The organism is Pseudoalteromonas galatheae, from assembly GCF_005886105.2.
Taxonomy (GTDB): domain Bacteria; phylum Pseudomonadota; class Gammaproteobacteria; order Enterobacterales; family Alteromonadaceae; genus Pseudoalteromonas; species Pseudoalteromonas galatheae.
The window spans coordinates 2,524,271-2,550,920 of the sequence record NZ_PNCO02000001.1 but is presented as its reverse complement, the minus strand read 5'-3'; the positions used below and the strand labels follow the sequence as shown (position 1 = coordinate 2,550,920).

The window sequence follows — 26,650 nt, the reverse complement described above, 5'->3', positions numbered from 1 at the left end:
ATTAATCAATTTGCCTTTTGTATGGTGGCAGAGTATCAAGCATGGCTTTGCCATAACGTTTTGTAACTAAACGTCTATCTAAGATGGTGATACGGCCGGAGTCTGATTCTTTACGCAGCAGTCTACCACAGCTTTGTACTAATTTCTTTGCAGCATCGGGTACAGTGATAGATAAAAATGGATTCCCACCTTTACTTTGCACGAATTCCGCTTGAGCCTCTTCAATAGGAGAGGTTGGCACGGCAAAAGGGATCTTAGTCACCACGAGGTTCTCTAGGTATTTGCCGGGTAAATCTAGCCCCTCGGATAGGCTTTGTGTACCAAATAAGATACTGCCGCGACCTAAGTCGATATTTGCTTTGTGACGAGTGAGTAAGGCATCACGGGAAAGCTCACCCTGTACCAAAATATTAAGATTTTTACCTCTTAATTTTTCTACCACATGATTCATTTGCCAATAAGAGGCAAACAGGACAAGGTTGGCCTTATTGGTGTCTAAATAGGTTGGCAGGGTATCCGCTAAATAATCGCTAAAGGCTTTATCCGTTGGATCTGTTTGGGTTTTTGGCAAATGCAATGTCGCTTGATTGGGATAATCAAACGGAGAATCAGCTTTGATATATTTAACACCTGGCTCTTTTGCCAACCCACTTTCGTGGGCGAAATGATCGAATGTGCCCAAAGCACTGAGGGTTGCGGAGCAGAGCACCGCGCCTGCACACTCACGCCAGAGGTTATCCTTCAAATAATAGCCGACTTCGATCGGACAATCACAAAGTAAATGGTCGTGATGATGTTTGTATTCTAAGCGTTTTATCCACCTTGCATGAGGCACGCTGTCGCCTTTTCGCGCGTAGCTAAACCAGAGTTTGTTGAGTTGCTCAAGCCGGTTGATATATTGACCGCTTTCAACCAATAACGGGTCGGCTAAAAAAGCTTGCACATCGCCGTCTGAAACATCGCCCGATAGTGCATCATGCATCTTGGTAAGACAACGCAGTGCATCTTGCGTGGTATCCGCAATATCTTTTGCTTTTACAGTGAGCGCCTCTGGTACTTCGCCATGACTAAAGCGGTAGGTATCGTCATCGTTATAAGTAAAGTCGCTCTGATCGAGTATATCCCTTACCGCTCTAAGGTACTTTGCAGCGTCATTGGCTGCATCATTCAGTTTGAAATTCTGCCCAATGGCTTTTTGTGAAACCACGGTATTTGCCATTTTTCCGCTAAACTTAAGTAGCTTTTCTAGCCACTCGATAGTGCCTTTAATCGTCGCCGCGGCGGAAGAAAAATCTCTGGTAATATGGGGCAGGTGGTGCGCTTCGTCAATTACATAAAATGTTTCTTCTGGTTCTGGTAATATCGTTCCACCACCCAATTCTAAGTCGGCCAGTAACAAAGCGTGATTAATCACTAGCACATCCATTTGCGCGATCTTTTGTCGCGCTAAATGAAAAGGACATAAGTGGTGAGATTTTAATTGTCGTTGGCAAGCGTGTTTATCACAAGCGATAACATTCCAAACTTTATCTGGAATTGTGTCTTCCCAGCTATCTCTGTCACCCTGCCAGCGCTTTTCTTGGTATGCAAGTGCTAACTCTCTTAAGCATTTTTGCTCCATTTGAGAAAGTGGGCTGCTGGTTGTCGGCATCATCGACATTTGCATCTCATCATCGCTGACGGCAGCCATCAGTTTTTGTACACAAATGTAGCGTTGACGACCTTTTACAAGGTCAAACTTGAAGTCTATGCCTGAATGTTCTTTTAAAAACGGCAACTCTTTGTTGATCAATTGTTCTTGTAAGGCGACGGTTGCAGTTGAAATGACGAGTTTCTTTTTACTTGAGAGTGCGACAGGAAGCGCTCCGAGTAGATAGGCTAAAGATTTTCCGGTACCTGTACCTGCTTCAATCACGCAAATACGTTGAGTGCGGTGATAATCACCTGAGAGTGTTTTTGCGATTTCGGCGACCAGATAATTTTGACTCGGACGAGGACGAAAGCCATCTAAAGCAGAGGCGACATTTTGATGTGCTTGGCGGATGGTTTTTTTTAGTTTGTCTGAGAGCATAATCTATTTAGCCTAGAGTCCTGATATAAAGCAAGCCTACCACTTGAGTCTCGATTTTTAGTTAATCACTGCGTTAACGGATAGGTTTTATTCTGTTTGTGACTTTATGTTCAATAAACAGATGGATATAATTACAGTGATTCGTCTATTTTAGGGTGGTATTGGAGTTGGCACAAGCGATATATCAGGGCTTTGTTTTATCGAGACAGCAGATGCAGGTAAATGGCCAACTGCGCTTGTGTTATTGGCTCAAATCGCAACACCAGTTACTCAAGGTGTGGGTAGAGGATGAGCAGCCACTTTTTTTCATTAAACAAGATAAAAAAACAGAAGTAGAACAGCTGCTAAGTCGCGCTCAGTTGCAGTGTAGTATCTCGCCAAGTCAATTAAAGCACTTCGATCAAGCCCCCGTCTGTGTTGTAAAATTTCGCACCTTGAGCCACTTCTATGACGCAAAACAGCTACTTGAAAATAAAGTCGCATTATATGAAGAGGATATTCGCCATTCCGACCGCTATTTAATGGAGCGCTTTATTCGCGGAGCCGCTTGGGTCAAAGGTAAAGCCACGCAAAAACCGGGCTACATTGAAATTACTCAGGCGCAATTTAAGGCTTGCGATGATTATAGACCACACCTTGAAATGCTTTCTATCGATATAGAATGCAACGGCGAGGGGGTCTTATTTTCGGTAGGTCTAGCGACCGATACGGAAAAACTAGTGATCATGATAGGTGAGGCGCAACATGCTGCCGTCAATGTAGTTTGGGTTGAAGATGAAATTGCGTTACTAGAAGAGCTGGTCAAGCAAGTGAATCGTTTAGACCCAGATGTGTTAATCGGATGGAACGTGATTGAGTTCGATGCCGCAATACTTGTGGAACGCGCGCAGGCTAACAGTGTCGCACTTACGATAGGGCGAGATGGCGGAGCGATGTCGACCTTCAAAGGTAACTATACCCGGGTGTTTATTCCGGGGAGAGTGATGCTAGATGGCATCGATATGATGAAAAATGCGACCTATCACTTTGAAACATTTAAACTGAGCTTTGTGGCTGAGAAGATTTTGGGTCGCACCAAGCTTATTGCACAAGATGACAGGCTTGAGGAAATCATCAGACAGTTTCATCATGATAAACCTGCGCTCGCGGCGTATAACTTACAAGATTGTCAATTGGTGTTAGACATTTTTAGTAAACTAAACTTACTTGAATTTGCCCTCGCTCGAACTCAGCTGACGGGACTGGAGCTTGAGAAAATGGGTGGCTCAGTCGCTGCGTTTACCAACTTGTATTTACCCTTATTGCACCGTAGCGGTTACATTGCACCAAACTTATCTGAGCATGGCATTAACTTTGACAGTCCTGGTGGTTATGTCATGGATTCAAAGCCGGGCCTCTACCAAAATATTTTGGTGCTGGATTTTAAAAGCCTTTACCCCTCAATTATCCGCACTTTTTGCATAGACCCTATGGGGTTGATAGAAGGGTTACAGCATCCTGAGCATGCTATAGATGGCTTTAATAAAGGTAAATTTAGTCGCACGGAACATCATTTACCGGGATTAGTCGCAGCGCTTTCCAGCGCACGTGAACAAGCCAAATTAGACAAAGATATGATGCTCTCACAGGCGATAAAAATCATCATGAATAGCTTGTACGGCGTACTTGGGTCAAAAGGCTGTCGTTTTTACGATCCACGTCTTGCAAGCTCAATAACGATGCGCGGTCATCAAATAATGCAACAAACTCGAGCTTGGATTGAAGAGCTCGGATATGAAGTGATCTATGGTGATACTGACTCAACTTTCGTCTGTTTACCTGAGTCTTTGAGTAGCGAAGCATGCCAAACAATAGGCAAGCAGTTGATGATGGAAATTAACGAGCGCTGGCGCGCATTGCTGATGGAAAGCTTTGGCCTCCACAGTCATTTAGAAATAGAGTTTGAAACACACTATAGCCCATTCTTTATGCCTACCATTCGTGGTCAAGAAGTCGGCTCTAAAAAGCGATATGTTGGGCAGATCACAGAGCTTGGCAAGCACAAGCTGGTTTTTAAAGGCATGGAGACCGTGCGTAGTGATTGGACGGAAATCGCCAAAGAATATCAACAAGCAATTATTCGCGCGCTGTTTGATGGGCTCGACACGGTTGAGATCACCCACCAATATATAAATCAGATTTTCGCTGGAAAAGTAGACGAAAAGCTCGTTTACAAAAAGAAACTTGGTAAGTCTGTTGAGTTATATACAAAAAATATCCCTCCTCAGGTAAAAGCGGCGAAACAGGCTATCGAAGATGGATTGTTGCAGACCGCCAAAAAGGGGGCGCAAATACCGTATTACTTAAGTACTGATGGGCCAAAGTTCGCGCAGCAAGGCAAGCTCGTAGATATTGATTATTATCAATACGTTGAAAAACAAATTTTGCCTATATATCAGATGCTTCCAAATGCTTCAAAATTATCAATTCGTTCTGATGGACAACAAAGCTTCGATTTGCATTAGAGCCTATTTGCCTTTCAAGTGAATTGGAAGATCAATCTATTTCTACCTGTTAGAGCAAATAGGATATGCCTTGCTTCTCACTGGGAAAGAAGGCTTATTAACAATTTTGTCGATATAGCGACCTTTACGAGTAATAAATCATCATTGCAGATGACTCACGTGTTAAATTAATTTTTTATAAAAAAGCTTTATATATTGTGAGATCATAAACACCAGTATCAAAGTAGATCCCTCACAACATTTTTCAGGTGTACTTTTTCCAATCAACAATTGATGGGTTTGAGCATAAACTAACCAATCTCTTTGTTTTTTGTTAATCCCATGTTCCGATTCTGTGTTTTTAAATTAGCACCAAGAAAAATTTTATAAAAAATTGAACTTATTTCTTATTTTTTAACCCATTGTATTTTATGGCTATTTCTTGGTGTTTTGTTGTTAATTTGGGGGCTTGTTGGTTTAAAATATGAAAATGGATGTTGACCCTATGTTGGTGCTGAAAGTAGTATAACTGCGTCATGTATCAATTTGTTTCTGTTTTGGTCCAATTAGGGGCGTAGCAAGTCTATGTTTAATAGGAATAAATTTTTGCATTGCTTCATATAAAAAAAATCAGGGAGTAATCAATGTTAAATAATAAAGTAAGCAAGGCCGTACGCCTTGGTTTAGCGTTTGGTGCGGCATCGACTGCTGTATTCAGTGCAGCAGTTGTAGCTGAAGAAGACGCTTCAGTTGAAAGCGTAGAGCGAATCCAAGTTACTGGTTCTCGCATCAAGCGCACCGATTTAGAAACTGCAATGCCAGTAAGCTCTTTCTCAATGGAAGACATTAAAGCTTCAGGTGTTCCTACGCTTGAGCAGTTTGTTCAGCAACTACCAGTAATTAGCGGTGGTAGCTACGGCTCCAACGTAAACAATGGCGGTAATGGTTCTGTAACTATGAACCTTCGTGGTCTGGGTTCAACACGTACTCTAGTACTATTAAATGGTCGTCGTTTTAGTGGTGATATCAGCACAATCCCAATGGCAGCTATTGCACGCGTTGACGTACTTCGTGACGGTGCATCTACTATTTACGGTTCTGATGCAATTGCAGGCGTTGTAAACTTTATTACAGCGAAAAATTACACAGGTACAGAGCTTGAGTTCCGTTATCAAGAAACATCAGAAGGTGATGGTAAAACTGATTCAATCAACTTTGTAACTGGTATCGAGGGTGAAAAAGGTAGCTTAATCATCTCGGCAGGTTATGATAGTCGTGATGCTATATATGGTCGCGACCGCGATTTCTCTAGCTGTCCGCGTGAAGAAGAAAACGGTAAGATTGTATGTGGTGGTTCAACAACTTCTTATCCAGCTTCGTTCACAATTCCTGGAGAAGGTACGGCTAGATACGTAATGGACGAGAATGGCAACCCAAGACCATTCGTTACAAGTGATAAATATAATCACTCATCTACAAGTATTCTTTATCAACCACGCGAATCATATAACCTATTCGCAGCAGGTCGTTACGAGTTAGCAGAAACTGACTTTACTTCTATTGAGTTTTTCTCTGAGTCTATGTTTACTCACCGTAGCAGTACAACAAACCTTGCACCTGTTGGTACTTTCTGGACTATGAATGTTCCAGAGTCACATCCTAACAACAACACCGGTGGCGATCTAAACGTAAACCGTCGTCTTGCTGAGTCAGGCAACCGTCGTACAGATTTTGACGTATATGAGTACCTAATCACTACAGGTTTTGAAGGTGAGCTTTCAAACGGTTGGTATTGGGACTTTAGCTATGGTGTAAACCACCGTCGTCAAGACGAATTTATTGATGGCCGTGTACACAGAGAGCGCATGAATACACTGGTAGATCCAGAGCTTTGTGCTGCAAGTGCAGATTGTACTGCCGCAGTAGCTGGTACACCAAATGGTATCTGGAACCCGTTTGTTAAAGATAGCTTAACTCAAGATATGCTTGACTGGGTAATTGTTCCACTTACTGATACTAATATTTCAGACGATACACAGCTACAATTTAACCTTGCAGGTGACACAGGTGATTTTGAACTACCTGCTGGTGTGATTTCTTGGGCAGTGGGTTACGAACACCTTACAACGTCTTATGAAGCAATCGTAGATGGTGCATCAGGCCTTGGTGCTATTTATGGTACAGCCCCAGGTGGCTCTGTAGGTAAATACAACACTGAAGCGTTTTATGTAGAAGCAAATATTCCACTACTTGCTGACTTACCATTTGCTGAGCGTTTAGATTTGACAGTTGCGGCACGTCGCACAGAAGTAAACTTGATTGACGATGCTGAAACAACGAAAAAGGTTGCGCTAGAGTGGCGCCCAAATTCAGAGTTAATGGTTCGTGCTAACTACTCTGAAGGGTTCCGTACTCCATCTATCACTAACTTATATCGCCCATATACTCAGTCTGCTAATTCATATACAGATCCATGTGTAAACTATGGCGCTAGTGACAATGCAATCTTAAAAGAAAACTGTGCTGCTGATGGCCTTGCACCAAATTGGTCACAGCCTAATGCGCAATCGGGCTCATGGTTGGGTGGTAATCCAAACTTAGGTCCAGAAACATCAGAAAGTAAGACGTTTGGTATTGTATGGTCACCAGATTTTGTTGAAGGCTTTAGCGCGACGATTGATTACTACGATATTGAAATCAGCAACGTAATTTCAAGCCTAACGCTAGAAACTATCGGTGAGACATGTTACGGAAGTAAAGACTTCTCATCACCAGTTTGTGACTTGATCAAAGGTCCTGAAGCTTACGGTACTAAAGGTATTAGCCCTCGTCGTAACCTAGATGGCAACCTTGTAGGTGTTGATTTGTCGACACAAAACCTTGGTTTCTTTACTTCTAAGGGTGTCGACTTCGACTTTAACTACGCGACAGAAGCGCTAGGTGGTAATCTTCGCTTTAAACTAGCAGGTACACATCTACTAGAGCAAACTTCTCTTGAAGCTGAAGGTTTGGTTGTTGATGAGCTAGAAGGTAAATACGGTGCGGATATCGCGAATGGTGGACGTGGTGCGTTTAATGAATGGCGTGCAAACCTACGTACATCGTATGACCGCGATAACTGGGGTCTAGCACACACTTTACAATATCAAAGTGGCGTGGATGATTCTGCACCAAATGAAAATGCACTTTCTAACAGCGTTGGTTCTGTAATTTATAATGACCTTTCTGGTTATTATCACGCGACGGATAGCTTGACTCTATCACTAGGTATTAACAACCTATTCGATAAGCAGCCTCCTTATGTTAGCCGTGGTGATAATGGTCTTCTTATCCGTGTTCACCGCCTAACTGGTCGTGAATATTACGCGAAGGCGACATTTAAGTTTTAATTAATAAACTTAAATAAAGCGGGGACTTTCCCCGCTTTTTGTGTTTATAAACCAAAAATAAAGAAGGACTTGATATGAAAACAATAATAATAGTAGCTGCTACTTCATTTTTATTTGCGTGTAGCTCAACGGACAACTCCCAAGCAGAACAAAGCGTAGCCAATAAAAAAATTGAAATGAACTGCGAAGTTAGTTCTATGACAGGGAGTAAACTTAAGAGAAAACGTTGTGTTGATAAAAAGCAGGCTGAATATGAGAGAGAAAATGCTCGGCGCCTGATAAGAGATGCTGAAAATAACACAGCAACGACTGATAGGTAGCTCTTTCATATTGTAAACTAGTGAGTATTCAAGTGTGTTGTCTGAATACTCATGATTTGTCTTTTACTTTACATCTACCACTTTACTAGCTTTACGATAGCGTATTTTGAAGCCACTCCAGGCTGGCAATTCCCACCTTTTTGGTGCATCTTTCCTTGTACCGCTGATGTGAGTAAGCTCGATTCTTTTTCCTTTAAAATTATAACTTACTGCCATTGTCAGCTCCGGAATTGACCATGTTAGCGGAAACTTTTCAACAAATGGTGCTAATTCCCACGCTTCAACTTCATTGAATAACAAGTCTTGTTCGCCGATTAGTGCTACATCATCATAGCTTTCTACACCTAGCGCTGTGAGTTTCTCACTTAAAAAGGAGTTGAGTGTGGGTACAAGTTCATCGCGTCCATGAAATTGGTAGAACAATGCTGTTTGCTCAATACTGGCTTCTATTTGCTTGGCCAAACCTGAAAATAGCGTATTATTTTGGATAAGTAATACTAAGGCGGAAACAACATCCTTGGGGTTGTTAAGACGCTTAGTCTGTTGGCCTAAAACCTCGTCACCGTAATGTGTAATAAACTCACCCCAAAGCTCATCATTATCAATATGGGCAGAGCGTAATGTCTGGTTGCCAAGGCCCATTTCAAGTAATTGCTTTTTCGTTAGTACCGCATTACACATCGCGAGCGTCTTGGCTTGCTTGGTACCCTTACCTGCGAGTGAAAAAGTATCTAATACCAGTAATGCTTCTGCCTGTTCCGATACGCGAGTATGGTTTGAAGGCATGACTTCAGCTAGGCCATTGTTAAAGCCATTGCGACGGTTTTGCTTATTGATATAAACCCAATGTGGCATTAGCTTAGCTAACTCAATGACGAGTTTGTCATGGTCAAAACTGGCTGCCTTATCCAAAGGCGGTAATGCGAATGCTTCACGCAATTGCGCGCTAAATTGCTGTGCTTCTGTGAGCGCCTCAGGCGTAATATCAATTAATTCTTCAGTTTGTCCTCTCACCACCGCGATAGCGATTTCTATATCTGAGCCTCGAGTAAATCGGCTATTTAATCTTGTTAAGCGCTCCACATCATTAGGTAACTGGTAAACTCTAGCTGGTACAGACAGTAGCGAAATAAGGTCAATAGCCGCTTGACGTAGCGTGTTTGAAGCCAATTTATGGATCACATAACCAAACTCAAAATCGATGGGCAGCGGGTACAGCAGCTTGCCAAGCGGAGTTGCTATATTTTGTTCATCAATGGCTTCTAATGTAATTAGCTGTTGTTTAGCTTTGCTTAGTGAGCTTTCAGGAAGTGGGTCGATAAAATCAATAGACGAGACGCCTGTTGTTGCACAGCCCGCCGCAAGTACAAGCTCTGCCAGTGATTCTCTTTGGATCTCAGGCGGGGTGCTGTCTATCAAAGGCGCATATTGGCCATATAACCGGATACATAGTCCCGGTTGCGTACGTCCTGCGCGTCCTAGACGTTGCTTTGCTGAATCTCTTGCAATCGCATCTAAGCCTAATACGGTTTTTCCAAGGCGTAAATGAGTACGACGCTCAAGCCCTGAGTCAATCACGCAAGTGACATTGGGAATAGTGAGCGAGGTTTCCGCAACATTGGTTGCGAGAATAATTCGACGTGTATTTTGTGCGGTTAGTGCGATGCGCTGAGCCTCGGGGCTACAGCCACTATATAAGCCAACGGTAGTCGCTGGCAGCGCTTTCACTTTAGCTAAGCTTGCTTGGATCTCGGCCTTGCCAGGTAAAAAGACTAAAATATCGCTCTGGCAATGTTCCAATGCGTATTGGCAAGCTGCAAAAACTCGAGTATCGAGTTGCTCTTTTTGGGGCATAGTTCTTGGATCAGGGGCGTGAAAATACTCTTCAACGGAGTAAATAAATCCTTCAGATTCTAAGATAGGGGCGTCTAAATAAGAGGCTAGCTTTTGGCTGTTTAACGTTGCCGAGGTAACAATTAGCTTGTGTGATTGAGCCTGCTTCAAGAGCGCTAATAATAAGTCCATGTCCCAGCGTCTTTCATGAAACTCATCCAACATCACGACGCTGAATTCCGCAAGTTTGCTCTCAAAAAACCACCTTAATGCTACACCCGGCGTTGCATAAACTACCTGAGTATCTGGTGAAAACCTCCCTTCAAACCGAATTGCAAAGCCGACCTTATCACCAAGCGGTGAGCCGCTTTGAGCCGCGACATACTCAGCTAAAGAGGTACAAGCAATACGCCGAGGTTCTATGACTAATACTCTGCCATGTTGTGAGGCCCAAAGTGGAAGTTGGGTTGATTTGCCAGAACCTGTTGTCGCACATACAACAATCGCATTTTGTTCACTTAGTGTTTGCGTAAACTGAGGGTGTAAAGATTCAATGGGTAGAGACATACTAGTTCATTTGCATTTTTCCGCCATAGTAACAAAGTTTGCTTGAAAAAGTCGGAGTCAGTACCAATTAATATTTGAAGACTTATTCAATAAAGGCCAAAAGCCATGATAGAAATAGTGCTTATTATCGGCCTTATTCTATTTGTTTCTCTGTATTGGAATTGGGAAAAAATTCAAAGACTGCAGTGGCAAAGGAAATATCAAGGTCAAACGCTGAGCGCGTCAGATAAGCAAGTATTGCTAAAATACATGCCTATCTACCGTAAGATGACAGATGCCGATCGCTTACAGTTAGAAAAACATATTGTCTGGTTTCTTGGCGAGAAACGGGTGTTGGGTAGAGATGGGTTAACGGTATCAAGACCTATGACCCTAATTATTGCCGCAGATGCCTGTTTATTGGTACTTAAGCAAGCTTGGCCACTCTATCCCAATGTTAAAGAAATATTACTCTATCCCAGTAGCTATTACGCGCCACAAACTTCTAGAGATGGTGCCGGTTTGGTTAGTTTTCACCAAGCCGTTCGTCAAGGTGAGTCTTGGCCTGGAGGTACTTTAGTGCTGAGTTGGCACGATGTACTTGAGGGAAATCGATTACCTGAGGATGGTCACAACTTGGTGTTTCATGAGTTTGCCCATCAACTTGACCAACAAACTGGTGCGACGAATGGAACGCCTGCGTTACCTGTAGGAATGAGTTACCAAGACTGGGGGAGGGTGCTATCAAAGGCTTACCAGCACTTAAAAATGCAACTGTCTTACAATATGCCCCATGCCATTCATTCATACGGCGCAACAAACGAAGCGGAGTTTTTTGCCGTGGTAACAGAGACATTTATTGAAAAGCCCCATGAACTAAAACAGGAAAACCCAGAGCTATATAATTTGTTAAAAGACTACTATCAGTTTGAGCCGAGAGATTGGCAACGACATTAAAGCATATAAATAAAAAAACCGCTCAGTTGAGCGGTTTTTTCTTAAGAGCGTCGATTAAGAAAAGCTAATTTCTTTTCTTTCGCGCTTTTCTCTTCTTTGACCTTCAGGACGGCGCTTATCACCACCGCCACTACGTGGATCTTTAAAGCTACGCTTACGGTCTCTTTGCTCTTCACCTCTACCCTGACCTTGGTCGGCAGGATGAGTGCTCTTAGTCATGTTCATAGGGCGTTGACAGATGTGAACGCTCTTGAAGTGGCTAAGTACATCACTTGGCATATTCTGCGGCAATTGAACCGTGCTGTGTTCATTGAACAGACGGATTTCACCGATGAACTTGCTTGAGATATCCGCTTCGTTTGCGATAGCACCAACGATGTTCTTAACTTGAACACCATGATCACGACCCACTTCGATACGATAAGTATCCATTGGACCTGATGCACGATCACGGCTACGAGATTTGCGCTCACCACGGCTACCATCTCTGTCTCGACGCTCTCCACGACGATCATCACGCTCTCTACGCTCGCGCTGTTGAATTTGAATATCTTCAACTTTCAGCGGCGTTTGTTGCTGTGCCAGACACAATAGCGCTGCTGCTAAGTCTTCTTGGCTCAGCTCTAGCTTTTGTGCAAGGCCTGACGCCACTTTTGAGAAGAACTCAATGTCTTTGTGCTCAAGCGCTGCAGAAATCTTAGTCTCTAATGCACCAATACGCTTTTCTTCAACGACTTTCGCACTTGGTAATTCAACCTGTGCAATATCAGAGCGCGTATGGCGCATGATGTTCTTAAGTAAATAACGCTCGTTGTTCTTAACGAACAAGATTGCTTTACCTTGGCGGCCAGCACGGCCTGTACGACCAATACGGTGAACATAAGCTTCACAGTCTTGTGGGATATCGTAGTTAACAACAAGGCTTAGACGCTCTACGTCAAGACCACGTGCTGCAACGTCAGTTGCGATAACGATATCTAGTAAGCCGTTCTTAAGACGGTCTACTGTGCGCTCACGCGCCTGCTGGTTCATGTCGCCGTTGAGCGGTGCAGCTGAGAAGCCTTCACGCTCTAGTAGCTCTGCAAGCTGAACAGTGTCATTACGTGTACGTACGAACACGATAGCACCGTCGTAATCTTCCGCTTCTAAGAAACGTACGATCGCTTTATTTTTGTGTGCAGTTGCACGCCAGTAAACTTGCTCGATCGTGGATACGGTAGAGTTACGCGGAGTGATCTTAACTTGTTCGGCGTTGTCTAAATACTTATTACAGATTGATTGGATCTGCTTAGGCATAGTCGCAGAGAACAAGCAAGTTTGCTTCTCTTCCGGTGTTTTTTCCATGATGCTTTCAACATCATCGATAAAGCCCATGCGTAGCATTTCATCTGCTTCATCAAGTACAAGTGCGTTTAGACCAGAAAGGTCAATCGTCTTGCGGTTGATATGGTCAATCAAACGACCTGGTGTTGCCACAATAATTTGGGCACCACGGCGTAGAGCACTCAACTGAATGCCGTAGCTTTGACCACCATAAAGCGCTAATACCTCAACGCCTTTAGTATATTTAGCATATTGCTGAAAAGCTTCAGCAACTTGAATAGCTAGCTCACGCGTTGGCGTAAGCACAAGAATTTGCGGTTGTTTAACGGATGCGTCTACTTGGTTTAACAATGGCAGTGCAAATGCTGCCGTTTTACCTGTACCCGTCTGCGCTAGTCCCAGTACGTCTTTTCTTTCTAGCAATAACGGTATACATTGAGCTTGGATCTCAGAAGGTGTTTTATATCCCAGCTCTTCGACTGCTTTTAAGATTGCAGGAGAAAGGTCTAAAGATTCAAACGTGACTGGTTCTGACATTAATGCGCCTCAACTATTTTAAAGAGGCGCGAATTGTACAGGAAAGATAAAACAAAAGCTTGCATAAATTCACACTATTTTATATGTGCATGATATTGATTAAAATTTAATCTGCATGGTTTTGCTAATTTACTGGTAGAGGCCCAAATTTGCTTTTGCGTAGGCTTCAAATTCAGTAAAGCCACCAATGTGAGCTTGGTCAATAAAAATCTGGGGTACGGTAGGACAAGGTTTACCCGCTGACTTTTCAAGGTCGGCTTTGCTTACCCCTTCTTTTACGATGTCAACATAGCGAAAATTGAAATCATCGCGCTCTTGCGTTAAACGTTCCGCTACTTCTTTAGCACGAACACAAAACGGGCAACCTTCACGACCAAAAATAACAGTAAACATATTTTTTCTCCTCTAAATGAATAAATTTAGTATAGAGAATTAATCATGAAGGTAAATTGAATTAACATGATGGGGTTAATCCAAAAAAGCGATTAACTCCGATAGACGGTTTTGATCAAGTGGAATCCAAACTTGGTTTTTACTGGGCCGTGTACTTCAAATAGCGGCTTCTTGAATACCACATCGTCAAAGGCCTTCACCATATCCCCTTTATTGAACTCACCAAGGTCGCCACCGCGCTTTTTTGAAGGGCAAAGGGAATGCTGTTTAGCCAATTTGCCAAAGTCAGCACCTTTGGCTAGTTTGGCTTTGATATCTAAACACTCTTTTTCGGTTTTTACTAAAATATGATAGGCGCACGCTTTAGGCATGAAGGGACTCTCATTACAAAAATAAATGCGATCATGCAGAGCTTGTGCGCCTATGGCAAGTTAAAATGTTACGCTGAAACCTATAGAAGGACGCATTTCAAAGTCATCGCTTTCCTCTTCTATATATAAATCATTGATTGATTTGACTCTATCGTAGTCAAGGTCAACATAGGCAGTATTGTCTTGGCCATATGCATTCATTAGCTCCAAAATTAGCTTGCCATCGAGACCAAATAATTCTGTTTTGCGTTCAAAACGAATATCTAGACGGTGATAAGTGTCAAAACGCTCTGAGAATGGGTCGCCATACACAGGCAAGTAGCGGTTCGCAAATTCAGGATTCTCTTTTACACCCACAATTGGGGTATAGGCTTGACCGCTGCGAGCGGTAAAGTTAAAGCCGCCAGACCACTTTTCACCAAAGTGATAGTGAAACACGGCATTCAGAATAAAAGGAGTATCGGCATAATAGTCACGCTTAATGCCGGTTAGCTCATCCTCACGCTCACTTTTTGCAAGACTTACTGCAACCCAACCATACCAGTCATCGGTTTTGTTTTTGTTAATAATAAAATCAACACCGTAGGCTGTACCGGAAGTCCCATTGATGTAGTTTACCTGAGATAAAGGGGCACTTTTTGGCAGGTCATCCATAGTTTTATAATAGGTCTCGACGGAATATGACCACTCATTTTCTAACTCCTGTTTAAAGCCCAAGGTATAGTGAGTTGAACGCTGTGCTTCAAGTTCAGGGTTACCAACAACAGGTAAAATGTATTCAAGATCTTGAATACGGCTGTAAGTACCAGCCTTGGCTGAGATCACGGTGTCATCGTTATAGAAGTAATTGAGCGCAAGGCGTGGATGGACAATGGTCTCATCACTGTAGTCATAATATTCGCCTACTATTCCTAATTCACTTTGCCATTTTGGTGAAAACTGCCAAACATGATTAATCCCAATAAAGGCAGAATCTGTTCCAGCACTCGATGTGCCCTTAATCCTTTCACCTTTATTTAGGTCGCAGTCGGGATCAAACTCGGTGCAAACATAATTAAAAGCGTCGTAGCGGTAGGTGGATTTTTTGTCGTAGTAGCCAGCATCAGCAATGACACGTTGTTCTTTATTTAGTTTATAACTGGCTCGTACTTTATAACTGAGTTGTTCTTCTTCAAAATTCTCAAAATAGCCATCAGATAAAGTCGCACGTTGACCGTAGCGCATGGTGGCTTGGTGATTGAGATACCCGACGCCTGCGCGAATATGTAAGTCTTTGGCGTAGTGGTCCCACAAAATGTTCTGACTATTAAATTTACGAATATAGCGAGCATCACCCTGATATTCTGGAGTTTTAAGAGCAAGATCTGACGCACCTGAAAACCCAGCCGCAACCGAATCTTCCGCGCCATTGATATTTACCGTTAAGGTATTATTTGCATTGATATCCCACAGCCACTTGGCTTGATAGTCGTGGTCATCCGGTGGATCGTTAATGGTGATCCCTGTAGGCTTGCCATCATCGTCCTCAAGCTCCTCGCCATCACTAAAAAATAGCGGTAGGGTACTTTTTCTTGCTGACACATAGAATGCAGAGTTTTCAGTCGCTTTACCTTCAACAAAAATACCTGCGTTAAACATGGTTAAATCTAGTGTGGTGGCAATATCTTGGTATTTTGGATTACGCAGCGTGACGTCAAACACGGCACCAGTGGCATTGCTGTAACTGGTACCAAACCCAGCAGAATTTAGCTGAAAATCTTGAATTGTATTGCGGTTGAAAATAGAGCTGCCGAAATCGTGAAAGATATATCCTGCGGGCATAAAGTCTACTTCAAAGATATTGTCGTCAGGAGAGGAGCCTCGCACGGCAGGTGCGCCCATTGAACCACCCGCGGCAACAACGCCAGGCAGAGCAAAAGCAGCCCTGAGTGGGTCGCCCATAGCTCCTGGCATGTCTACAAGTTTTTGTGCATCTTCGGTAATTTCTGAAATAACTGAGCTGCGTTTGTAAATAACTTCGATGTGTTCAATTTTCTCCTCATCGGCTAATGCGTTATTGGCAAGGGTAGTGCAGAGCACGAGGAGTGAAATTTTACTGAGCGTAAAGTTCGTGGCGTGGCGCATGGTCGGCTTCCTATTCATCCTTTGTTAAGATGTGCGTTAGCCTAAACGAAATAATTGTTGATTAATTTCAGAGAGTCGTAATTAACTGTAAGCAGTATACCGAGGTTTCTTACAATCTCGCTCGGATCCCTATCTCGGATGAGTAACCAACAGAGCGCTCAGTTATTTTGAAGTCTTCATCAAGTACATAATATGTAGGGTAAGCCTGCACTTTATACGCTTGTGCCGTGGTCTGATTGCCGAGTAATACAGGCATGTCTAATTGTAGATCGTTGACAAACTTTGTTACTTCTTCAGTGGAACGATAATCCAGTGCAATCGCCACTGCTTTGACTTTGTCTTGCTGATGTAGTTTATCAATATTCGGCATGCTTACTCGACATACGCCGCACCAAGGCGCAAAAAAATACACGATACTTTGTTGACCTTTAAGCTGAATAGACGAATAAGTTTGCTTGGATTGTAAAATGGGTAGATGAAATGGCGGCGCCGTTTGTTCTCCCGAGTCGGTAAGCATGTTTCTTTCTTGATAGGCTGAAACGGCGAAAAACACCAGCACAATGATGAAAGCTTGGCCAAGTAGCTTGAGCATACAAATGATCCCGTAATAACAGTAAGCAACTATAAAGACCGCAGTGTAGCGATCTTTATTGCAGCGGATCAATGTATTTGAGCTTAAGCGTAGGGGTTGTCGCCTAGGTAGCGTTTCGCTTTTTGCTCTTTCAATTTAGCTAAGTCAACGAGTACCAGACCATCGATACAGTTATTAAAGTCGGGATCTATACTAAAGCTCAGAAAGTTCACGCCTTGCTCTTCGCAGAGCTCAGTATACTGTTTAAATAAGGTTGGTACTTGCGCACCCATATTAGCAAGAATATGTTTGAGCTCAGCGAAATCTTCTTTGATGTCATTGCCACTGAACATGTGTTGATAACGGTTAAGCTGATCATTACTCAGCTTCATTTCGTTGTTCGGCGTGGCGATATCAGCAAGGTTTGAAAAGTAATGTTGGTAGTGATATACCAACATGGCTTTTGCTTCATCCGGTAACGCGTTTGATAGACTGACTGCACCAAACATATAACGGTGCTCTGGGTAGCGCTTTACGAATGCACCAATCCCATACCACAGGTAATCTAGGCTCTTGCGACCCCAGTATTTGGGCTGCACAAAGCTGCGACCAAGTTCGAGGCCTTTTTCAAAGTATGGGGTCATGGCTTCACTGTACGAAAATAAGCTGTCGGTATAAAGCCCCGCTTGTCCATGCTCCTCTATCACTCTCTTGGCACTTGCAAGTCGATAAGCCCCCACCAGCTCGAGTTGTTTCGTATCCCATAGCAACAAATGGTGGTAGTGCATATCATACTTGTCGATATCACGCCGGTTACCACTTCCTTCTCCCACTGCCCTAAAGGCAATTTCTCGAAGGCGTCCAAGCTCTCTAAATATCACCGAGCTGCCGGTGTATTGGTAAACGTATATTTGCATGCCATCAGGTGTTTCACCGATACACTCGCATGCTTCCACTGCCTTTTTTAGTTCTTTACGATTTTCTGGAACTGCTATCGGGGTTTGTGTTTTGAGTGGCAGTGGTTTTTTACTGGCAAGACGATAGAGTTGCTTACGAATAAGCGCGACTATCTCTTTGTCTTTAAGGTTATCAATAAGATAAGACTCTGGAGGAATGCTGGCGCCTATTTCAAATTCTAGCGACTTTTGCCTTTGTTTAAACATCTCTTTGACCAATAATAAGCTGGCTAAAGGCTTGTAAATCATACTGGTGCCGTAAAAGAGTGGACTGTTTTTCGCTTTGATAAAAATGGGTAGAATGGGGCAATTGGCTTTTTTAGCCATTCTTAAAAAGCCAGAGTTCCATTTACAGTCTTTAATACCGGTTGGGCTTAAGCGAGAAACTTCGCCTGCAGGGAAGATAAGTAATGCTCCCTCAGACTTCAAATGCTTGTGAATATTTGCCAGTTCTTGCTTTTTACTGGTTCCTGAGAGGTTATCAACAGGCAGTAATAGGGGATGCATTGGTGTAACCGACATCAACATCCGATTAGCGACGACCTTCAAATCAGGTCGTACTTGTGCCAGCACTTTGATTAGTGCCAGTGCATCTAAAGAGCCAATTGGGTGGTTTGCGACGATCACCACCGGCCCTTCGCTTGGGATATGCTCTATTTGCTTTGGTTTAAAACGAGCGTCAAAATCTAATTCATCAAGTACTTGTTCCACAAACTCGAGCCCCTGCAAATGAGGGTAGGTATCAGCAAACGCGACAAACTCTTGCTCATGCAAGAGATAACCAAGTCCTTTTTTTACTAAACCTTTTACCTTTGGGGAGTTTTCAAGTTGTGGAAGATTTGCTTCAATGACTTTATCTACACTGATCATTTTTCATCACCTGTTGGCGCTTTTTTGCAAGAGTAAAAACTATTAATGACAAGCATGTTGCATTGGTATGTCATTTATTTTGCAGTGATAGCGTATAGCGAAAATAAAGGAACAATATGGCTTTACTTATTTGTGTTACTGGTCGTAATAATGACAAGTTAGTTGCTGAGTTAGCAGCGCTGCTGCCGCAGCAAACCTTGCTTGAATGGCCCGTTGATGATGTTAGCTTATTAAAGGAGGTCGAGTTTGTACTGGCATGGAACGCGCCAGAGACGCTATGGTCACAGCTTCCAAATTTAAAAGTTGTGCATTCTTATGGTGCCGGTGTTGATAGCATTCCGATGCGGCTGTTACCACCACATGTAGAGGTTGCGCGGATCGTTGACCCAAATTTAGCTGATGATATGGCTGAATATGTATTAGGCCAACTATTAAGTCATAAGCTTCGAGTTAGAGAATATGGGCACAATCAATCTCAGCAAATATGGAAGCCAAGGCGCGCAAGAACAGGTCGCACGGTTGGTATTATGGGGATGGGACAACTAGGCCTTGCGGTCGCGCAAAAGCTATACGTAAATGGGTTTAATATCAAAGGCTGGTCCGGCTCTGCAAAACAACTCGACAATATTGAGCACTTCAGTGGGCAAGAAGAGCTCGCAGCCTTTCTTGCAGACCTTGATTACCTTGTGTGTCTTCTACCATTGACTGAACATACCAAAGGAATATTGAACGCCCAGCTGTTTGCACTCGCGCCGGATCATTGCGTACTTATAAATGTCGCAAGAGGTGGCCATCTTAACGAGACGGATTTACTCGACGCGTTAGCGTCTGAGACATTTGGAGGAGCTATTTTAGACGTATTTAACACAGAACCGCTTCCAGCATCACATGCCTTTTGGCAGCAGCCAAACCTTAGCATTACTCCACATGTTGCCGCATTAACCAGTTTGAATACGGCTGCTGAGCAAATTGCTAACAACTATTTAGCGATGCAGGAGGGCAGAGCACTCGTTCATTTAGTTCAGAAAAAGCAGGGCTACTAATTGATTAAATGGTGGTAATTAGCCATAGAGTAAGGTGCAAAGAGAATAGTATAAACTACTGTATAAAAAAACATCTTGAGAGTTTATGAATGATGCATTAATTTAACAAAAAAACAATAATAAAAAGGTCGAACCCATGAAGCAAAGTCAAGGTGGCGCGAAATTATCACTTGTTGTGGTTTCGGTTATTTTGTTAGGCGTATCTGCTTGGTTTAATCAAGCAAGTGCTGGTGAACTTCAGGGGACGATACCCACCGCAAATAGCAAATAAGCCGAGTTTTACTCGGCTTTTTGTTTTTTAGCGTTTAGCGTGGCGCTCTCTGTTTTCATGTTTTTTCTCTTCACTTTTTCTTAACAGTACGTACGTAGAACCGCTACCACCATGGCATTTTAACGCTGAGTGAAACGCCAATACTTGCGGCATTTCTTGCAACCACTTGTTTGTATAGCTTTTGAGTACTGCAGGAAAGGGTTTACTGTTTAAACCAATGCCGTGCCTTAACAATAACACCCGAATACTTTTTGCATGGCAATCCGTAATAAAGTCAAACAAAGCTCTACGGGCATCATGAAAGGGTTTGCCATGTAAGTCTAAGGTGGCATCAACTTGATACTTACCTAATCTGAGATTTTTATACACGCCATCTTGAACACCACTTTTTTTATAGGCGAGTAGATCGTGCGGATCTAATAGATCAACGTACTCTGTAGATAAGTAATTAGGATCAAACTCCAGTTCTTGCTCGGCGGCTTCGCGTTTTGCGAGTTGCGAAATGGTTGGTTCGTTCTTGTGACGGCGTAATTCTGCTTTTTTGTCTTGAGCGAGAGGAGTGACGTCGCCCATTGAAGCTAAAAATAGCTCTTCATCAGTTATGGCCATACTGCTTCTCCATTAACAAGCAATGATGGCCATAATTTTAGCGCACCGAAGTGAAATAGGGAACTAGTGGCTGGGAACTAGTCGCTAGGAACTAGTTGCAGCGGAGAACTAGTGAACTTCCATTTGACCAAAGGTGTAGACTTTGAATAGATAAAAAGTATTTATCAAAATCAGGCTTAGGTTAGAAATTACACTGGTGTTCATCAGATCAAGGCTAAACGAGATAAAAAGTACGCCACATGCGCACACAGCAGCTACTCTTAGTAGCGTTTTATGGTTAATAAAAAAGGCACCAAAACCTAAAGTAAGTAATACTAAGTTAAGTAGCCAGTCGAGCTCGTTTGCCATTGTCTGTTTGGTTCTCCAAATACGTTTAAAGGATCGCCATTATGGTGATCATTTAAGCTTCATTCAACTAATATATTTTATTGTTTTCACATTAGAAATTTTAATGGATTAACAGTGCCTGAATAGTTATGTTACGGCTGTTGCATAAGTCGTTATAAATCTATGTTAACGCTTTTAATTTCTTTATGACTTGACTGGGTTAATATTGAGTATCTTAATGATAAATATAAACAAGTTTATGAATCAGCGCAGATTAAGAAATGCATATCTATACTTAGTTACATATGTACAAACCTAAGAGAATTCCGCACAAGGCGATAACAAAAAGCCATAGGCGACAAAAATAATTAAGGAAAGGCAATGAAAATGCTCAAGTACTACCTGTTTGCAAGTCTCTGTTTAGCTGCACTCACGGTCCACAGTATAGGCTCTTGGTTAATGCTGCCGCTTGCGTGGTTTACCGTCTCGATATCGTTAGTTACTTTTGCTTATGCTACCAACTACCCCCATATATTTAGAAAGCACGGTACAGGCAAGATCCCTTGGTATGCAACTTGGCTATTTTGGCCCTATTTAGGGTGCGTACATTTGTACAATGCGATTGAACGAGGCAGAGATGTTGTGGACGCGTTTCAGCCGCTAACTGATGACTTATTTGTTGCTTGTCGCTTATTCCCAAGCGACGTGGATATGCTCAAGGCAGAAGGGATAGAGGCTATTTTAGACGTAACTGCCGAGTTTGATGGTTTAAACTGGTCTGCGGAGCAGCAAGGCCTACATTACCTCAATATTCCGGTGCTAGATCATCAAGCACCCACCTCAGAGCAATTAGCGCATGGCATGGCATGGATAGCAGCGCAGCATGAATTAAAGCGAAAGGTTGTGGTGCATTGTGCGTTGGGGCGAGGACGCTCAGTGTTCTTTTGCACTGCATATTTGCTTGCAACCAACCCCGATTATACCGTCCGTGAAGCGCTGGAGAAAATCCAAAACCGCCGTGAAACGGCAAGGCTAAACAAGCATCAGCTAAAAGGACTAACAAAGCTACATCATAGCCAAACTTTTACCCATAACGAACGGGCCGCGTTAATCATTAATCCAGTATCGGGATCAGGAAAATGGTTCACCTACGAAAATGACATTGTGGGTATGCTGACGGAAAAATATAACTTATCCATTCACTTTACAGAGAAAGACACAGACGTTTCGGCATTGGCTACTCGAGTCATGTCCGAAAAACAGCCAAATATCGTAATTGCAGGAGGCGGTGACGGTACACTAGCGAGTGTTGCTCATGGGATGCATCAAAGTGATGTACTGTTTGGTATTTTGCCTTTAGGAACTGCTAATTCTCTAGCGACCGTGTTACTCGGCTCACTGTCCAAAATAGATCCCATTAACCGTTCTTGTGAAGCAATATTAGAGGGTAAAACCAAGCCTATTGATATAATGAACTGTAATGGTCGCACCGCACTTTTAGCTGCGGCAATTGGATTTGGGCAGGAAATGATCGAAAAGGCTGGGCGTGAAGAAAAGAATAGCTCAGGACAACTTGCCTACATTAGAGGGTTATGGCAGGCAGTGAGTGAAAATAAGCCCCTCAATTTTAAAGTCAGCTTTGATGGTGCTGAGCAATCTCAAATAGATTGTGTTAGTCTGGTTATAGCGAATGCGGCACCTAAAACCACCATTCTTGCTCAAGGTCATGGAGAACCAATCTATGACGATGGCAAACTGGACATTACGATTTTACCGGTCGAGCCGGATGGTGCGCAGAACCTTACGGTAGCCGAACTTATTTTACCTAAATTAGACGGCAAACCTTCTAATATTCGCACAGAACAGTGTGAAAAGATAAGTATCGAGTTTGAGCAGGAACAACACTTTGCATTAGATGGTGAAGTGCTGAGTGCGAAAAATATTGAAATAGTGATCCAAAAACACGCGCTGAACGTAATGGTTCCGAATTAGGTATTTTGCGGCCATTCACTTAGTGTGCATAAGATAAAGATCAAAAGTGGAAACACTATTAGAGCATTGAGAGAGGGACTCAATTGAAAACCGTTTTATTAGTAGATGACGATCATGATTTTGCAGAGCTGGCTTGTCGTATAGTTGAATACTTGGGACATGACGCGTGTTTAGCAAATGATTTGGCGTCGGCCAGACAATGGTTAGAAACGCAAAGTTTTGATCATATCTTTCTTGATTTTATGCTGCCGGATGGCAGTGGTTTACATTTAGTGGACGAAGTTAGAGCTGCAGGGATCCGTACACCTATAACGATGGTTACGGGACATCCATCAGTAAAGTCAGCCTTGTCTCAACTTTGTCATGACGGGGTAAGTTATCTCACCAAACCCGTTGATGCAGACGATTTTAGAAATGCGCTAAGCCCTTCTAAAAACAAAACTAAACGAACCGAGAGTCAAGCGCACTTTGGTGTGCTGCTGGGTGAGTCTGCCAAAATGAAACATCTATATAAGATGATAGAGCGCGTGGCGGGCACCGACGCTAATGTGATGTTGATGGGGGAAAGTGGTGTAGGTAAAGAGATGTTTGCACGCGCCATTCACAATGCCAGTACAGTAACTGGGGATTTGGTTAACGTAAACTGTGGTGCAATCCCGAAAGACTTGATTGGAAGCGAACTCTTTGGTCACGAAAAGGGGGCGTTTACAGGTGCAAATGCTCAAAAAGTCGGAGTGTTTGAACAAGCAGAGAATGGCACTTTATTTTTGGATGAATTAACCGAGATGCCAATTGAGCAACAGCCAAACCTATTACGTGTACTTGAAACGCATACGGTGACACGAGTTGGTGGTACTAAACCAATAAAAGTAAACTGTCGGGTCATATCTGCGACCAACCGCAGTGTTGAAGACATTGCTACCAATGATGTACTGCGAGAAGATATTTATTTCCGTTTGGCAGTATTTCCAATCCATATTCCACCGCTCAGAGAGAGAAAAGAAGACATTCCTTTGCTCGCTGAGCATTTTCTGCAAGGGTTAAACAAGAAAGGTAATAGTCAATTTGTGATTAAGGCGGCGGATATGAATCGCTTAGTTGAATATGACTGGCCTGGTAATGTGCGTGAACTTAAGCACACGATTCATCGTGCCTATATTATGGCAGATCACGATGATCACAGTTTAGTATTTGATGCGAACTTCGCTTCACCATTTGCGCAGGCAAAGCGCATGGTGGAGCATGCACAGCTTAATCGCACTCCAATTCCACCACAGGTGGGCACGTCAAGTAGAGCAAACGCCATTCAAGTACCGACGCCTGAAATGAAGCCTGGTAAAACGATTGAAGAGGTAGAAAGAGAGCTGATCTACCAGACGTTAGAATCAGTAGAAGGTAATAAGACACTGGCTGCGCGAATGCTTGGGATCAGTACAAAAACACTCTACAACCGTTTAAACGCCTATGAAGGAGAAACACAGTCATAATTTCGGGGAGGAACAATGACACAACATGGTCAAGGTGAGCTTGCGAAATTAGTGCATGACGCACGCAAACCTTTGAATCAAATTTCAATGAACTCAGAGTTGATTAAGCTTATAGCTGAACAACCAGGTTCTCAACAACAGATAATCGAGATAGCTAATACGATTATTAAGGCAACTAAAGAATGCAGCGAGTTGTTACAGACGCTGGTGGAGCAAGGAAATAATGAGTGAACAATGAATCCAGAGTAAGCGCTTTTATGAACTTAAGCAATAAACTGAGTTTCATCTGGTTTGCCGTGATTGTGAGCGTAGGGCTGGTAGCGTCCAATGCGCTAATCGGCTTTAACAATGTTAAAGAGTTAAACCAAGTTCAAGAGAGTATTCGTAATACCAGCGAAGTGATGATGTCTCTGGATCAGCTTCATATCGCGATGTTAAATGCAGAAGCTGGACAGCGAGCATTTTTAATCTCAAATAAAGAAAGTGACTTAGCGCCGTTTGAAAAGTCATTGCAAAATCTTAATGAGAGTATTGCGAGAGTTGCTCAGAATCACTCTGAAAGTGATGTGCAGCAGCAAAAAATAAATAGCTATATTGACGGTGTGAAGAGGCGATTTAAAACGTTACAGAGTACGATAGTCGTTGCGCGTAATACCGATACGGGGAATGAAGTTTTATTACTTGATCGCGCTTCGGACTCTGGTGGCGATCTGCGGGAAGAGTATACTCGGATCATGGCCGCGGAAGTGGATATTCGAGCTATTCAATTAAATCAGTTAAAACGGGTACGAAAGGAAGCACAGACTAATATCGTGGTGTTTACTTTGTTAAGTGCCGTGATGATTTTTGCCATATTGCTACTATTGGTTGCAAATCTGCGCAGCACCAAACGAGCAAAGCACGAGTTAGAACAAGCGAATGACCATCTCGAAGAAAAGGTACAGGCGCGTACTGAAGCGTTAGAACATTACGCTGAAGAGCTTAACCGAAGTAACCGAGAACTCGAAGATTTTGCGTTTGTTGCCTCCCACGACTTGCAAGAGCCACTAAGAAAGATCCGCGCTTTTGGTGATCGTATCGAAAAAAATTATAGTGAACATCTGGATGATAAAGGGAGGGATTATCTGGCTCGGATGACAGGTGCTGCGCAGCGTATGTCGACGCTAATCACTGACTTGCTTGAGCTATCCCGTGTCACCACCAGAGCAAAACCATTTGAAGAGCAAGATCTCAATCAAGTTTTACAGTTTGTGTTGGAAGATTTAGAAATTGCGATCAAGGACAGCAATGCAAGTGTAAATGCCGCCGTTTTACCGACAATAAAATGTGATGCCAGCCAAATACACCAACTATTTTTAAATTTACTTTCTAACGCTATCAAGTTTAGAGTAGACGGGCGCGACCCGGTTATTACGATTTCAGTTGAAAACAGCCAATTGATGGGCCAAGATGCCTATACTTTAGTAGTGGAAGATAACGGTGTTGGTTTTGACGTTGAATACGCGGATAAAATATTCTCGCCTTTCCAACGGCTACATGATAGAAAAAAATATGCTGGTACTGGTATTGGTTTAACCGTGTGTAGACGCATCGTTGAGCGGCACGGTGGGGCAATTTCAGCAACCAGTGAAGATGGTAAAGGTGCTAAATTCACGATCACATTACTCGTTGAACCAACACCAATTATTCAGGAACTGAAAAATGAACTATAAAAAAACTCAGCCGATCCATATTTTGATGGCGGATGATGACGAAGATGATCGCTTGCTAGCTCAGGATGCGCTAGAAGAGAGCCGTGTACTCAATGCGTTTCAATTTGTTAAGGATGGGGTTGAGCTTTTAGAATATTTAAGAAATGAGGGCCAGTTTACTGATAAGCAACAGTACCCAAGACCAAACCTCATTTTACTTGACCTGAATATGCCAAGAATGGATGGCCGAGAAGCGCTACAAGAAATTAAAAAGGATCCAATACTGCGCTCTATTCCCGTGGTGATCTTAACTACCTCCAAAGAGGAAGAAGATAAGCTAAGAGGATATGACTCTGGCGCGGCATCTTATATTACTAAGCCTGTTGATTTTGATGGCTTAGTGGATTTGATGAAGCACTTAGGCAAGTACTGGATTGAAATAGTAGAACTGCCAAATTAATCTTATTGCGCTTGTGCAAGCAAGCG

General features: G+C 42.9%; 21 protein-coding genes. 11 read left to right on the top strand and 10 right to left on the bottom strand.

Annotation, left to right across the window (positions count from 1 at the left end):
* Position 1: 1 nt before the first annotated feature.
* Positions 2-2,071, bottom strand: coding sequence for an ATP-dependent DNA helicase DinG (dinG, locus tag CWC29_RS11240; RefSeq protein ID WP_138521174.1), 2,070 nt, complete (start codon positions 2,069-2,071; stop codon positions 2-4).
* A gap of 167 nt (positions 2,072-2,238) precedes the next feature.
* Between dinG and CWC29_RS11235 the strand changes: the two genes are divergently transcribed.
* The 3 genes from CWC29_RS11235 (at position 2,239) to CWC29_RS11225 (ending at position 8,263) form a co-directional block, all read left to right on the top strand.
* A complete protein-coding gene (locus tag CWC29_RS11235; protein WP_138521176.1) occupies positions 2,239-4,575 on the top strand; it encodes a DNA polymerase II in 2,337 nt (778 codons plus the stop codon).
* Positions 4,576-5,198: 623 nt separating this feature from the next.
* Positions 5,199-7,943, top strand: coding sequence for a TonB-dependent receptor plug domain-containing protein (locus tag CWC29_RS11230; protein ID WP_128726934.1), 2,745 nt, complete (start codon positions 5,199-5,201; stop codon positions 7,941-7,943).
* Positions 7,944-8,017: 74 nt separating this feature from the next.
* Complete coding sequence (locus CWC29_RS11225; protein ID WP_128726933.1) at positions 8,018-8,263, top strand: hypothetical protein; 246 nt, start codon at positions 8,018-8,020, stop codon at positions 8,261-8,263.
* Positions 8,264-8,326: 63 nt separating this feature from the next.
* Here the strand turns inward: CWC29_RS11225 and CWC29_RS11220 are convergent, their stop codons facing one another.
* Positions 8,327-10,663, bottom strand: coding sequence for a helicase-related protein (locus CWC29_RS11220; protein ID WP_138521178.1), 2,337 nt, complete (start codon positions 10,661-10,663; stop codon positions 8,327-8,329).
* Between the two features lie 105 nt (positions 10,664-10,768).
* Between CWC29_RS11220 and CWC29_RS11215 the strand changes: the two genes are divergently transcribed.
* On the top strand, positions 10,769-11,599 hold the full coding sequence (locus tag CWC29_RS11215; protein ID WP_128726931.1) for a M90 family metallopeptidase: 831 nt from the start codon (positions 10,769-10,771) through the stop codon (positions 11,597-11,599).
* A 54-nt stretch (positions 11,600-11,653) separates the two neighbouring features.
* On the opposite strand, the gene CWC29_RS11210 is transcribed toward CWC29_RS11215, so the two are convergent.
* The 6 genes from CWC29_RS11210 to CWC29_RS11185 all read right to left on the bottom strand — a co-directional run bounded on the left by CWC29_RS11210 (position 11,654) and on the right by CWC29_RS11185 (position 18,744).
* Complete coding sequence (locus CWC29_RS11210; RefSeq protein WP_128726930.1) at positions 11,654-13,459, bottom strand: DEAD/DEAH box helicase; 1,806 nt, start codon at positions 13,457-13,459, stop codon at positions 11,654-11,656.
* 129 nt (positions 13,460-13,588) lie between these two features.
* Positions 13,589-13,852, bottom strand: coding sequence for a GrxA family glutaredoxin (locus CWC29_RS11205; RefSeq protein ID WP_128726929.1), 264 nt, complete (start codon positions 13,850-13,852; stop codon positions 13,589-13,591).
* Between the two features lie 92 nt (positions 13,853-13,944).
* Positions 13,945-14,223: a peptidylprolyl isomerase gene (locus CWC29_RS11200; protein WP_010378882.1), complete on the bottom strand. Its 279-nt coding sequence runs from the start codon at positions 14,221-14,223 to the stop codon at positions 13,945-13,947.
* 60 nt (positions 14,224-14,283) lie between these two features.
* Positions 14,284-16,347, bottom strand: a complete 2,064-nt coding sequence (locus tag CWC29_RS11195; RefSeq protein ID WP_138521180.1) for a TonB-dependent receptor plug domain-containing protein — start codon at positions 16,345-16,347, stop codon at positions 14,284-14,286.
* 109 nt (positions 16,348-16,456) lie between these two features.
* Complete coding sequence (locus tag CWC29_RS11190; RefSeq protein WP_138521182.1) at positions 16,457-16,939, bottom strand: TlpA family protein disulfide reductase; 483 nt, start codon at positions 16,937-16,939, stop codon at positions 16,457-16,459.
* Between the two features lie 83 nt (positions 16,940-17,022).
* Positions 17,023-18,744, bottom strand: coding sequence for a GNAT family N-acyltransferase (locus CWC29_RS11185; RefSeq protein WP_128726926.1), 1,722 nt, complete (start codon positions 18,742-18,744; stop codon positions 17,023-17,025).
* Between the two features lie 116 nt (positions 18,745-18,860).
* On the opposite strand from CWC29_RS11185, the gene CWC29_RS11180 reads away from it, so the two are divergent.
* Positions 18,861-19,787, top strand: coding sequence for a 2-hydroxyacid dehydrogenase (locus CWC29_RS11180; protein ID WP_138521184.1), 927 nt, complete (start codon positions 18,861-18,863; stop codon positions 19,785-19,787).
* A gap of 136 nt (positions 19,788-19,923) precedes the next feature.
* Positions 19,924-20,058, top strand: a complete 135-nt coding sequence (locus CWC29_RS23990) for a hypothetical protein (protein WP_268960311.1) — start codon at positions 19,924-19,926, stop codon at positions 20,056-20,058.
* 27 nt (positions 20,059-20,085) lie between these two features.
* On the opposite strand, the gene smrA is transcribed toward CWC29_RS23990, so the two are convergent.
* Positions 20,086-20,667 (bottom strand): DNA endonuclease SmrA, encoded by a 582-nt coding sequence (gene smrA / locus CWC29_RS11175; RefSeq protein ID WP_128726924.1) that lies wholly within the window; start codon positions 20,665-20,667, stop codon positions 20,086-20,088.
* 108 nt (positions 20,668-20,775) lie between these two features.
* On the bottom strand, positions 20,776-21,015 hold the full coding sequence (locus CWC29_RS11170) for a hypothetical protein (RefSeq protein WP_128726923.1): 240 nt from the start codon (positions 21,013-21,015) through the stop codon (positions 20,776-20,778).
* 360 nt (positions 21,016-21,375) lie between these two features.
* Here CWC29_RS11170 and CWC29_RS11165 point away from each other — a divergent pair, with 360 nt between their 5' ends.
* The 5 genes from CWC29_RS11165 (at position 21,376) to CWC29_RS11145 (ending at position 26,624) form a co-directional block, all read left to right on the top strand.
* Positions 21,376-22,986 (top strand): diacylglycerol kinase family protein, encoded by a 1,611-nt coding sequence (locus tag CWC29_RS11165; RefSeq protein WP_128726922.1) that lies wholly within the window; start codon positions 21,376-21,378, stop codon positions 22,984-22,986.
* An 83-nt stretch (positions 22,987-23,069) separates the two neighbouring features.
* Positions 23,070-24,473 carry a sigma-54-dependent transcriptional regulator gene (locus CWC29_RS11160; protein WP_138521186.1) on the top strand — a complete coding sequence of 468 codons (1,404 nt, stop codon included), beginning with the start codon at positions 23,070-23,072 and terminating at the stop codon, positions 24,471-24,473.
* Between the two features lie 15 nt (positions 24,474-24,488).
* Positions 24,489-24,704: a histidine kinase gene (locus CWC29_RS11155; protein WP_128726920.1), complete on the top strand. Its 216-nt coding sequence runs from the start codon at positions 24,489-24,491 to the stop codon at positions 24,702-24,704.
* On the top strand, positions 24,701-26,185 hold the full coding sequence (locus tag CWC29_RS11150) for a sensor histidine kinase (RefSeq protein ID WP_138521188.1): 1,485 nt from the start codon (positions 24,701-24,703) through the stop codon (positions 26,183-26,185). Before CWC29_RS11155 ends, CWC29_RS11150 begins: the two co-directional genes overlap by 4 nt.
* Positions 26,175-26,624 carry a response regulator gene (locus CWC29_RS11145; protein WP_010606594.1) on the top strand — a complete coding sequence of 150 codons (450 nt, stop codon included), beginning with the start codon at positions 26,175-26,177 and terminating at the stop codon, positions 26,622-26,624. Before CWC29_RS11150 ends, CWC29_RS11145 begins: the two co-directional genes overlap by 11 nt.
* Positions 26,625-26,650: the final 26 nt, after the last annotated feature.

Bases quoted from the DNA above. Each gene is read 5' to 3' on its own strand.
- CWC29_RS11200 (WP_010378882.1), bottom strand. From the start codon at position 14,223: ATGCCTAAAGCGTGCGCCTATCATATTTTAGTAAAAACCGAAAAAGAG.
- CWC29_RS11165 (WP_128726922.1), top strand. From the start codon at position 21,376: ATGAAAATGCTCAAGTACTACCTGTTTGCAAGTCTCTGTTTAGCTGCA.
- CWC29_RS23990 (WP_268960311.1), top strand. From the start codon at position 19,924: ATGAAGCAAAGTCAAGGTGGCGCGAAATTATCACTTGTTGTGGTTTCG.
- CWC29_RS11195 (WP_138521180.1), bottom strand. From the start codon at position 16,347: ATGCGCCACGCCACGAACTTTACGCTCAGTAAAATTTCACTCCTCGTG.
- CWC29_RS11145 (WP_010606594.1), top strand. From the start codon at position 26,175: ATGAACTATAAAAAAACTCAGCCGATCCATATTTTGATGGCGGATGAT.
- CWC29_RS11215 (WP_128726931.1), top strand. From the start codon at position 10,769: ATGATAGAAATAGTGCTTATTATCGGCCTTATTCTATTTGTTTCTCTG.
- CWC29_RS11180 (WP_138521184.1), top strand. From the start codon at position 18,861: ATGGCTTTACTTATTTGTGTTACTGGTCGTAATAATGACAAGTTAGTT.
- CWC29_RS11155 (WP_128726920.1), top strand. From the start codon at position 24,489: ATGACACAACATGGTCAAGGTGAGCTTGCGAAATTAGTGCATGACGCA.
- dinG (WP_138521174.1), bottom strand. From the start codon at position 2,071: ATGCTCTCAGACAAACTAAAAAAAACCATCCGCCAAGCACATCAAAAT.
- CWC29_RS11210 (WP_128726930.1), bottom strand. From the start codon at position 13,459: ATGTCAGAACCAGTCACGTTTGAATCTTTAGACCTTTCTCCTGCAATC.
- CWC29_RS11205 (WP_128726929.1), bottom strand. From the start codon at position 13,852: ATGTTTACTGTTATTTTTGGTCGTGAAGGTTGCCCGTTTTGTGTTCGT.
- CWC29_RS11170 (WP_128726923.1), bottom strand. From the start codon at position 21,015: ATGGCAAACGAGCTCGACTGGCTACTTAACTTAGTATTACTTACTTTA.
- CWC29_RS11190 (WP_138521182.1), bottom strand. From the start codon at position 16,939: ATGCTCAAGCTACTTGGCCAAGCTTTCATCATTGTGCTGGTGTTTTTC.
- CWC29_RS11230 (WP_128726934.1), top strand. From the start codon at position 5,199: ATGTTAAATAATAAAGTAAGCAAGGCCGTACGCCTTGGTTTAGCGTTT.
- CWC29_RS11185 (WP_128726926.1), bottom strand. From the start codon at position 18,744: ATGATCAGTGTAGATAAAGTCATTGAAGCAAATCTTCCACAACTTGAA.
- CWC29_RS11225 (WP_128726933.1), top strand. From the start codon at position 8,018: ATGAAAACAATAATAATAGTAGCTGCTACTTCATTTTTATTTGCGTGT.
- smrA (WP_128726924.1), bottom strand. From the start codon at position 20,667: ATGGCCATAACTGATGAAGAGCTATTTTTAGCTTCAATGGGCGACGTC.
- CWC29_RS11220 (WP_138521178.1), bottom strand. From the start codon at position 10,663: ATGTCTCTACCCATTGAATCTTTACACCCTCAGTTTACGCAAACACTA.